Origin of the sequence: Metabacillus niabensis (genome assembly GCF_902829255.1) — a bacterium.
Lineage (GTDB): Bacteria > Bacillota > Bacilli > Bacillales > Bacillaceae > Metabacillus > Metabacillus niabensis.
Genome location: NZ_CADEPK010000109.1, coordinates 1 through 9516, shown reverse-complemented (window position 1 = coordinate 9516; position 9516 = coordinate 1). Strand labels below are relative to the sequence as shown.

Sequence of the window (9516 nt, the reverse complement as noted above, 5' to 3'; positions counted from 1 at the left end):
AGTTAGTACAATTCCTTCAGCGTATTATTTCGGTACCGAAATATCTAATGGATTGAAAGGGTTTCATGAGACAATTAAAAATGAATTACCTGCTTTTTCAATAAAAGATGGAGAGCTTTCAGCTGATTCTGATACCCCATTAGAAATTAGGCACGATGATTTTATTATTGTGTTAGATGATACAGGAACAAATGGAGTTGAGGAACTCGAAGAAATGGAGAATGCGATTGGCATTTTAAAGGATCGGTTTGTAATTGCCGCTGCAGGTCAAGTTCAATCCTACGAATATCGTTTATTAAATATGACACTAACAAATGAGGATATAATTAATTTTTCTGAAGGCTTAAATCAAATTCTTCCTATTGTTAATACTGTATTTATCGTCTTTATGTTTTTATTTGGTGCTTTCTTTAAATTTTTAGAAGTAACCTTATTAGCATTGTTTGGATTAATGTTTAAAAACAGCTTGCAACGTCAGCTTAATTTTAAACAAATTTGGATTGTATCAGCATATGCAACAACACTAGCGACAGCTTTTTTCTTTATTATGGACTGTTTACAAATTTCCGTGCCAAGCGGATTTTTACTTAATTGGTTTGTAAATATCATTGTGCTTTTCTTGTCATTAAAAGAAATACCGCCTACTACTAAAGCACTTCAATAAAATAGTTGTCTAAAATGGGCTGATCAGTTATTTTGATACTGAACAGTCCTTTTACTCGTTTTTTATCAGGACAAACTATTCCATTACTTTCTTCTTTGGATTACTCAGTCAAACTAAAATCTAATTGTAGGTTAGATTAATTTAAGCATCTAATCTCCCCAAGTTCTAGGAATTTTCTGTAATCTAATTAACATTTCTTGTAATACTATTACAAATCCTGCTGATAATTCTTATCCTTTGGTAATGTTCCATTTACATTTTAAAAAATATTAGTTAATTCTCGATAACTTACATTAGATTTTCCTACTTAATAAATAAAAGGATCCTTAAGATTCCCCTATGAAGGTAGTTCTACTTCACTATTTTTTACACAGCGATCATAATAATTAAGACAAGCCATATATATAAGGTAATAAGCTATTATTATTTTTTATTGGAGGAACGATGATGAAACGACTATCATTGTTTTTAATCGCGATTTTCCTATGTTATATCATTTATTATGATATTAAAGTTGGCACTTTACCTGTAGTTAGCATTACTAATATAGAAGCTTCCAAACAAGATGAAGAAATTGTTCAAAAAACAACAATTCCTTATTATGAAATGAAAATAAAACAAGGTGAAACTGTTCTATCAATTATAGAGAAATATCATGGTGGTCTTCCAACTTCGATTGAAAAAATTATAAATGACTTTGAAACATTAAATGACAATGTGAAGGCAGAATCCATTATTATTGGAAAAACCTATCGTTTCCCTGATTATAGCGAATAATTCATTCTTGTTTTTTCGAATACTCACTAGTACAATGAGTGATGGAAAGCACAATTACTAGTAATATAGACAAAAAAATCGTATCATTATATATAGTTGGTTCGAATTATATTTATTTTTAAGGAGCGATTACACGTGAGTGAAATCATACATCGTACTAAAACACGCCCAGTAAAGGTGGGAAACTTAACCATCGGTGGGAATAATGAAGTTGTTATTCAAAGTATGACAACTACAAAAACACATGACGTTGATGCAACAGTTGCTGAAATAAATCGGTTAGAAGAAGCTGGATGTCAAATCGTTCGCGTTGCCTGTCCTGATGAACGTGCCGCTAATGCGATTGCTGAAATAAAAAAACGAATTAATATTCCACTTGTAGTAGATATTCATTTTGATTATAAGCTTGCCCTTAAAGCTATTGAAGGTGGAGCAGATAAAATTAGAATTAACCCTGGTAATATTGGAAGAAAAGAAAAGGTTGAAGCCGTTGTTAAAGCTGCAAAAGAACGTGGTATTCCAATTAGAATTGGGGTAAATGCCGGCTCATTAGAGAAAAGAATTTTAGAAAAATATGGTTACCCTACAGCTGACGGAATGGTAGAAAGTGCCCTCCATCATATAAAAATTCTTGAGGACTTAGACTTCCATGATATTATCGTATCAATGAAAGCCTCAGATGTTAACTTGGCTATTGAAGCATATGAAAAAGCAGCTCGTGCGTTTGACTATCCTTTACATTTAGGTATTACTGAATCTGGAACTTTATTTGCAGGAACAGTAAAAAGTGCAGCAGGATTAGGTGTTATTCTCAATAAGGGTATCGGAAATACATTACGCGTATCTTTAAGTGCTGATCCTGTAGAAGAAGTTAAAGTTGCTCGTGAATTATTAAAATCATTTGGGTTAGCAGCAAATGCTGCAACTTTAATTTCTTGCCCTACATGTGGTCGAATTGAAATTGACTTAATCAGTATTGCAAATGAAGTTGAGGAATATATTTCAAAAATAAAAGCACCAATAAAAGTTGCTGTACTTGGATGTGCTGTAAATGGTCCCGGAGAAGCTCGTGAAGCAGATATTGGAATTGCTGGGGCACGTGGAGAAGGTTTATTATTCCGAAAGGGAAAAATTGTACGTAAAGTTCCTGAAGAAACAATGGTTGAAGAGTTGAAAAAGGAAATTGATTTAATTGCTGAAGAGCATTTTGCAAAATTAGCAGCAGAAAAAGCATAATTCTTAATGAAGGGATTGACCAAATGGCCAATCCCTTGATTTATTTTTAACGTACCATTTAGAAAAATGGCATGATAAAAATACCTAAAATTATTGAAACAATCCCTATACCAATAGCCCATGCTCCTGTAGCCGTTGCTCCTCTTCTTCTTGCAATGAAACCGACAATAATCCCCGCTGCTCCTAATATAACCGGTAGAAAAAAGAGAGAGATAATCGATAAAGCTAAGGCAAGTATCCCTAAACCTCTTCCTTCAACTGCTCTACCGTCATCTAAACGCCCATCTGTTTCCCTACCTCTTATTACTTCTCTTCTTAAATTAACTGGTGCTGCAATTTCTGCAGCTGTTTCTGTATCTGTATTTGTTGTAGTTCTTGGATTGTTATTATTTACTGGCTCTGAATAATTTATAGCAGAACCAGTTTGTACATCACTCACAATTTCACGATCAAGTGGTGTAATTCCTTTATACTCGGAATTACTGTACCGATCTCGTTCAGGAATGTCCATTTTATTATTGTCTGGCATTCATATCCCTTCCTTTCTAAAATAAAGGAGCATTACTATTATGAGCTTTAATAAAAGAACTATAACTGTAAAACTTTTCTGCTCAATAAAAAGTCTATATGGTACACTAATAGTAGTTAACTTCAAAGGAGAGTACATGATGCTACGACTAGGAATTGATATTGACGGAACTGTTACAGACCCAAAAACGTTTGTACCTTATTTAAATAAATCATTTAAAAAATCATTAACTTACAATGACTTAACAGAATATGATTTAACAAAAGTGTTAAATATTTCAGAACAAGGCTTTTGGAAATGGATGGATGAATTTGAGCCAATTATTTATAAAGAGGCACCACTTGCACCATATGCCAAAGAAGTGTTAGATGAATGGAAGCTACAACATCAACTATACTTTATTAGTGCACGGAGAGAGCACTTATTGGATATAACCTATAACTGGTTCAAAGAAAATGAAATATATTATCATCACATAGAATTAATAGGTCACCATAATAAACTTGAGGCTGTTAAACAAAATGAAATTTCGATCTTTTTTGAGGACAAGCATGATAATGCGTGTATGATAAGTGAAGAGCATGATATTCCTGTTATTTTATTTAATACCCCTTATAATCAAGATCCTATTCCTAAAGGCGTTATCCGCGTTAATAATTGGCTTGAGGCAAAAAAATGGGTTAATCATTGGTCTGATGTAAAAGTGTTATAAAAAACCGTAAAAAAGCCCTGACATAAGTGTCAGAGGCTTTTAATTTTAATGACATTGTGGGCATTTTCCATATATTTCGAATTTATGGCCACTTATGTCATACCCTGTTAAATTTTGAGCATAGTTTGTCATTGGACAACCTGGAATTTCTTTCGTTTTCCCACATTGTAAACAAATAAAATGATGGTGATGATGCTTCGTATCACATGAGAATCGAAAGTGTTTTTCCCCTGATAATTCAGTCATTTCAAAAATACCTAAATCTGCAAACAAAGATAAATTGCGATATATAGTATCAAAACTTAACCCAGGATAGTCATCCTTCATTGATTCTAACACATCTTTTGCTGTCAAATATTTGTCATGATCTGCAAATAGTTGAAGCATTTCCTCTCTTTTATTTGTATATTTATATCCTTTTTCTTTTAGTAAGTCGAGAGCTTCTTGAACGTTCATGAAACTTTCCCCTTTGTTATTTTTGTCCATAAAATCGCTAATATTAATATGATAACAGACAATACAACAATTGTACCACCTGGAGCTAAATCTAAATAATATGCTAGGAATAATCCAATAATAACAGATAACTCACCAAATAGTACAGAAAAGAAAATTGTTTGTTTAAAACCTTTAGCAATTCTAATACTTGCTGCTACAGGTAGTGTCATTAACGATGACACGAGAAGAATACCAACAATTCTCATTGATGCTGCAATAACAAGTGCTACAATTAATATAAAAATAAAATGAATCCATTTTGCATGAATTCCTGATGCAGAAGCATGCTCTTCATCAAATGATAATAAAAATAGTTCCTTATATAGGAAAAATATAATTGTAATAACTGTTATTGCAACAATAATGATAACAAATAAATCTGTTCGACTAACAGCACTAACACTTCCAAATAAATAACTAAATAAATCTGTATTAAAGCCGTCTGCCAATGAAATAAAAATAACACTAATTCCAACACCACTAGATAAAATAATCGGAATTGCGAGCTCTTGATAATGTTTATAAACAGTTCTTAGCTTTTCAATAAATAAAGAACCTATAACAGAAAAGGCCATACCAAAGTAAATAGGATTCAACCCTGTAAAGGCCATAACTTTCTTCTCGAGAAGCAGACTAGCAGCAATACCTGCTAATGTTACATGACTTAATGCATCTGCAATCAATGACATTCTTCTTACAACAATAAAAACTCCTAACAGCGGAGCGATGATTCCTATTAACATTCCTGAAACAAATGCATTTTGTAAAAATTCATACTCAAAAATACTACTAATCATTTTTTTACTTCCTCCATTAATGGGAGTGATTATGTGTTAGCACACGTAATGTGTGCCCGTAATAATCAGACATTTCTTCTTCTTTTAATGATTCAAATTCATTCGATTTACCGTGAAAATGTAAATGTTTATTTATACATGCCACATGTGAGACTTTATCAGTAATTGTTCCAATATCATGAGTTACTAATAACAACGTAATTCCTAAGTTTCGGTTCAAATGCATAAGCATTTCATAGAAGCTTTGCACTGTTTGTGCATCAACTCCTACGGTAGGCTCGTCTAAGATGAGAAGTTTTGGATTGCTAACAATCGCACGTGCTATAAAGGCACGTTGTTGCTGTCCGCCAGATAATTCTCCAATATTCCTTCTTTTAAACTCGCTTAAGCCAACGGCCTCTATCGCTTCAATGACTTTAATCCGGTCTTGTTTCGTCATAAACTTAAATAACCCAAGCTTTGAGGTTAAACCGCTAGAAACAACCTCAAAAACGGATGCTGGAAAACCAGTATTGAAGCTATTTGCCTTTTGTGACACAAAGCCTACCTCATGCCACTCCTTAAATTTCTGAATTGGTTGGCCAAACAGCTTAATACTGCCAGCTTCTGGTTTCAATAAACCTAAAATACATTTAAGAAGTGTCGTTTTACCAGATCCGTTTGGTCCTACAAGGCCAAGAAAATCTCCTTCATTTATTGATAACGTAATATCTTCTAACACTCTTTGCCTTTCATATGTGAAATGTAAATGTTTAACTTCAATAATTGGTTTTTTCAATTTATTTCATCCTTTAAATTAAGAATCGTTCCGATTTACATAAAATATATCTACAATACTTTAACATAAGAATTATACTGGAAATCAAATTATATGTAAAGAAATAATTCAAGCCTTTTAAAATTTAACTGTAAACTTCCTCATCCTTCATAATTCATCGAAAGAGAAATTTGTTTATTTTGTCATATCATTTTAGGAATTTTTTCACCTTTAATTGTTTTTTACTAATAATTGACTATAAAAACTTTCATTAAACAAACTTAGAAAAAAAATCACACATCTATGAATCCTCCATACATTGTATGAGAGGAGGTTTGAATAAAGATGATTTTATTTCAAAAAATAATCAATCAAAAGCTTAATAGCATTTCTGTTGAAGAGCTTTTGCAGTACGCAAAGCAATTTAATGTTGCCATTGATCGGACACAAGCTGCAAAGGTTGTAAGTATTATAAATGGACAGAATATAAATATATTCAATCATGTTGAGCGAAAACAATTACTTAATCAAATAGCTGCCATTACATCACCTGAAACTGCAAATGAAGTGAATGCCATCTTTCAAAAGTTTATCAAATAGAATCATGATATATACTTACCTAGTATGAAATTTTATATCAGAAATTTGAAGAGGGCTGTCAAATTTAGACAGCCCTCTATTATTGAATCTACCTTGACCTCTTACTGATTTAAAATCTTTTCAAGCAAATCTTCCTCAAAAGTTTGTTCCCTTAACATGTTTATTTCAAACTTATATGGTGGTTTCTTATATTTTTTATCTTCACCAACAAATGGTGTCTCGAGAATTTTAGGGACATCCATCAGTGCAGGATGGTGAACGATTTGATTTAAAGCTTTAAAACCGATATGACCAAATCCAATGTTTTCATGACGATCCTTTCTCGCACCCATTGGATTTTTACTATCATTAATATGAAGAACCTTTATTCTATCTATGCCAATAATTGAATCAAATTCTTTTAATACTCCATCAAAATCTCCGACAATATCATATCCAGCATCATGTGTATGACATGTATCAAAACATACTGATAAATGTTGATTATGTGTTACACCATCAATTATTTTTGCTAGCTCATCAAAGGTACGACCACATTCTGACCCTTTTCCTGCCATCGTTTCAAGGGCAATTTGTACCTCTTGATTCTGCTCTAGCACTTCATTTAACCCTTGAATAATTGTTTTAATTCCAACATCTGCTCCTGCCCCAACATGTGCACCAGGATGAAGAACAATTTGCTTTGCTCCAATCGCTTGTGTTCTTTCAATTTCTGAACGTAAAAAATTAACTCCTAATTCAAATGTAGCTGGGTTTGTAGAATTACCAATATTAATAATGTATGGGGCATGAACGATAATCTCTTCAATTCCATGCTCCTTCATATGGGCTTGTCCAGCCTCAATATTTAATTCCTCAATCTTTTTTCGCCGAGTATTTTGCGGTGCACCAGTGTAGATCATAAACGTGTTTGCACCATATGAAACAGCTTCCTCACTAGATGCTAAAAGCATTTTCTTTCCACTCATCGATACATGTGAACCTAGTTTAAGCATTTATCTTCCTCCTATTTCCCTCTTCGATTTAATCTTCTCTTTCTCTTTTTAATTTGTTCCATTTCCTGACTCATTTTCTTTTTATATCCAGGTTTTACCTTTTTAGGCTTTTGTACAATACTTTTTACTGCAGCATCTACTTCATCAGCTACTCTTTTTCGATTTTTACGTCTTTTTCGATCTTCAATGTCTTTCCATTCTCCATTAACAAAATCACGATTAATAAACTCTATTCCCAATTTCTCTAGTTTATTTAACGCATCCTCATCTGAAGCTTCATAAAGTGTCACAGCTATCCCTGAGCTTCCTGCCCTTGCTGTTCGTCCAACACGATGAATATAAAAATCCAATTCAGCTGTCGGTATTTCAAAATTAATGACATGACTAACTCCTTTAATATCAATCCCTCTTGCAGCTAAATCTGTAGCAACAACATATTGATACTCAAGATCGTTAATTTGCTTCATCATTTTTTTCCGATCGCGAGGTGATAAATCACCATGGATACGTCCAACCTTTAACCCTTGATCAATTAGCGCATCTGCAACTTCGTCAGCTCTCTTTTTCGTATTCGTAAAAACTATTGCTAGGAAAGGGTTAAATCCTACTAACATTTCATAAACTAGCTTTATTTTATCCCGGTGTCTAGTAGGAACTAAGACATGCTCAATTTTTGCTGCAGTCGCTTGTTTAGGTGCTACATGAGTAAACTTTGGATTTTCCAAATATTTTTTAAGAAAAGGTTTTAGTTTTTCTGGTATTGTTGCAGAAAAAACGAGCATTTGTAGATTTTCAGGCATTTGTCCAGCAATCATATCTACTTCTTTTATAAAACCCATATCTAACATTAAATCGGCTTCATCAACAACAAAGGCCCGAGCTTTCCCAACAATAAGTGCATGCTCATTGACTAAATCATTAATTCTTCCAGGTGTTCCAACAACAATTTGAGGTTGCGATTTTAACTTTTCAATTGCCCGTTGTTTATCTGTACCCCCTATATAGCATTTAGCGGTCATCTCTTCCTTAGAAAAGGAAGTAATTTTAACAACCTCATTATAAATTTGTGTTGCTAATTCCCGTGTTGGTGCGGTAATGACTAATTGAACTTCCTTCCGTTCAGGCTCAATTTTGTTAAGTAAAGGCAATAAGTATGCGTGTGTCTTCCCAGTCCCTGTCTGAGATTGTCCGATAGCACTTTCTCCCCTCAAAATTGATGGGATTAATCTTTCTTGAATTTCTGTTGGTTCAAAAAAGTTTAATTCTTTCGTTATTGCCTCTATAATAAAAGGTTTAAGCGAAAAACGCTCAAATTTAGTTTCGACCATTCTTGTCATCTCCTTTTGGATAAAGCTAATGCAAATATATATGTATCACTTTATTTATCCATCATTTCATTATATACGATTCTCGTAAAAACTCAAAATTTACCTTAAATATCTACTGTTAAATAAAGAAACCATTCTTCATCTAACTGCATAATCTATCCATAGAGGAACTTTAAATGAGAGGAGGACTTATATTGTTTCAAAATAGACCTATGCCTCCAATGAACACTAGAGGCTTTTATCCACCACAACCAAGACAGATGCCTATAATGCGGCAACCAACATTACCAATAATGAGAGGAGGACAATTTGCTCCACAGGCTGCTGCAAGAGGTGGAGGATTAAAAGGAATTCTTTCAAGAATCATACCAGGAAACCAAGCAGTTGGCCCCGTTAACCCTCAAGGGCTTATACAAGGAGTTACGACCGCTACCCGCTCAGGTGCACCTGGAATTCTCCAAGGACTAACAAACCCATCGAATATTTCTAGTATGCTTGGGAATGTTCAAAAAGTACTAGGTATGGCTCAACAAGTGACACCAATGGTTCAGCAATACGGACCATTAATTAAAAACTTACCTGCAATGATTAAAATATATCGTGAATTAAATAGTGAAGATACT

Annotated in this window: 12 protein-coding genes; 6 read left to right on the top strand and 6 right to left on the bottom strand. The window is 33.4% G+C overall.

Features of this window, described 5'->3' with window-relative positions:
• From HU235_RS10380 to ispG, 3 genes are all read left to right on the top strand, one after another.
• Positions 1 to 664, top strand: a 664-nt coding sequence (locus HU235_RS10380; RefSeq protein ID WP_174880174.1) for a DUF1189 domain-containing protein, incomplete at its 5' end; no start/stop codon positions are given.
• A 447-nt stretch (positions 665 to 1111) separates the two neighbouring features.
• Positions 1112 to 1441: a hypothetical protein gene (locus HU235_RS10375; protein WP_095299792.1), complete on the top strand. Its 330-nt coding sequence runs from the start codon at positions 1112 to 1114 to the stop codon at positions 1439 to 1441.
• Positions 1442 to 1585: 144 nt separating this feature from the next.
• Positions 1586 to 2677, top strand: coding sequence for a flavodoxin-dependent (E)-4-hydroxy-3-methylbut-2-enyl-diphosphate synthase (gene ispG, locus HU235_RS10370; protein WP_170944319.1), 1092 nt, complete (start codon positions 1586 to 1588; stop codon positions 2675 to 2677).
• 58 nt (positions 2678 to 2735) lie between these two features.
• Here ispG and HU235_RS25500 read toward each other — a convergent pair whose 3' ends face one another.
• Complete coding sequence (locus tag HU235_RS25500) at positions 2736 to 3206, bottom strand: hypothetical protein (RefSeq protein ID WP_370877239.1); 471 nt, start codon at positions 3204 to 3206, stop codon at positions 2736 to 2738.
• A gap of 139 nt (positions 3207 to 3345) precedes the next feature.
• On the opposite strand from HU235_RS25500, the gene HU235_RS10360 reads away from it, so the two are divergent.
• Complete coding sequence (locus tag HU235_RS10360) at positions 3346 to 3918, top strand: hypothetical protein (RefSeq protein WP_174880173.1); 573 nt, start codon at positions 3346 to 3348, stop codon at positions 3916 to 3918.
• Positions 3919 to 3963: 45 nt separating this feature from the next.
• Here the strand turns inward: HU235_RS10360 and HU235_RS10355 are convergent, their stop codons facing one another.
• Genes HU235_RS10355 through HU235_RS10345 form a run of 3 tightly spaced genes read right to left on the bottom strand, consistent with a single transcriptional unit; the run spans position 3964 to position 5991 of the window.
• Positions 3964 to 4374, bottom strand: coding sequence for a Fur family transcriptional regulator (locus HU235_RS10355; protein ID WP_095302468.1), 411 nt, complete (start codon positions 4372 to 4374; stop codon positions 3964 to 3966).
• Positions 4371 to 5213, bottom strand: coding sequence for a metal ABC transporter permease (locus HU235_RS10350; RefSeq protein WP_095302469.1), 843 nt, complete (start codon positions 5211 to 5213; stop codon positions 4371 to 4373). The genes HU235_RS10355 and HU235_RS10350 overlap by 4 nt, the downstream gene beginning before the upstream one ends.
• Before the next feature lie 16 nt (positions 5214 to 5229).
• Positions 5230 to 5991, bottom strand: coding sequence for a metal ABC transporter ATP-binding protein (locus HU235_RS10345; protein WP_174880172.1), 762 nt, complete (start codon positions 5989 to 5991; stop codon positions 5230 to 5232).
• A 324-nt stretch (positions 5992 to 6315) separates the two neighbouring features.
• Between HU235_RS10345 and HU235_RS10340 the strand changes: the two genes are divergently transcribed.
• A complete protein-coding gene (locus tag HU235_RS10340) occupies positions 6316 to 6570 on the top strand; it encodes a DUF2624 domain-containing protein (RefSeq protein ID WP_095302471.1) in 255 nt (84 codons plus the stop codon).
• A 101-nt stretch (positions 6571 to 6671) separates the two neighbouring features.
• Here the strand turns inward: HU235_RS10340 and HU235_RS10335 are convergent, their stop codons facing one another.
• Entirely contained in the window at positions 6672 to 7565 is an 894-nt protein-coding gene (locus tag HU235_RS10335) for a deoxyribonuclease IV (protein ID WP_174880171.1), read from the bottom strand.
• Between the two features lie 11 nt (positions 7566 to 7576).
• Positions 7577 to 8893: a DEAD/DEAH box helicase gene (locus tag HU235_RS10330; RefSeq protein ID WP_095302473.1), complete on the bottom strand. Its 1317-nt coding sequence runs from the start codon at positions 8891 to 8893 to the stop codon at positions 7577 to 7579.
• Positions 8894 to 9087: 194 nt separating this feature from the next.
• Here HU235_RS10330 and HU235_RS10325 point away from each other — a divergent pair.
• A partial coding sequence (locus tag HU235_RS10325; protein WP_233452192.1) for a YqfQ family protein occupies positions 9088 to 9516 on the top strand: 429 nt, incomplete at its 3' end.

Coding starts and splice junctions, on each gene's coding strand:
- HU235_RS10335 (WP_174880171.1), bottom strand. CDS start 7,565: ATGCTTAAACTAGGTTCACATGTATCGATGAGTGGAAAGAAAATGCTT.
- HU235_RS25500 (WP_370877239.1), bottom strand. CDS start 3,206: ATGCCAGACAATAATAAAATGGACATTCCTGAACGAGATCGGTACAGT.
- HU235_RS10375 (WP_095299792.1), top strand. CDS start 1,112: ATGAAACGACTATCATTGTTTTTAATCGCGATTTTCCTATGTTATATC.
- HU235_RS10350 (WP_095302469.1), bottom strand. CDS start 5,213: ATGATTAGTAGTATTTTTGAGTATGAATTTTTACAAAATGCATTTGTT.
- HU235_RS10360 (WP_174880173.1), top strand. CDS start 3,346: ATGCTACGACTAGGAATTGATATTGACGGAACTGTTACAGACCCAAAA.
- HU235_RS10340 (WP_095302471.1), top strand. CDS start 6,316: ATGATTTTATTTCAAAAAATAATCAATCAAAAGCTTAATAGCATTTCT.
- HU235_RS10330 (WP_095302473.1), bottom strand. CDS start 8,893: ATGGTCGAAACTAAATTTGAGCGTTTTTCGCTTAAACCTTTTATTATA.
- HU235_RS10355 (WP_095302468.1), bottom strand. CDS start 4,374: ATGAACGTTCAAGAAGCTCTCGACTTACTAAAAGAAAAAGGATATAAA.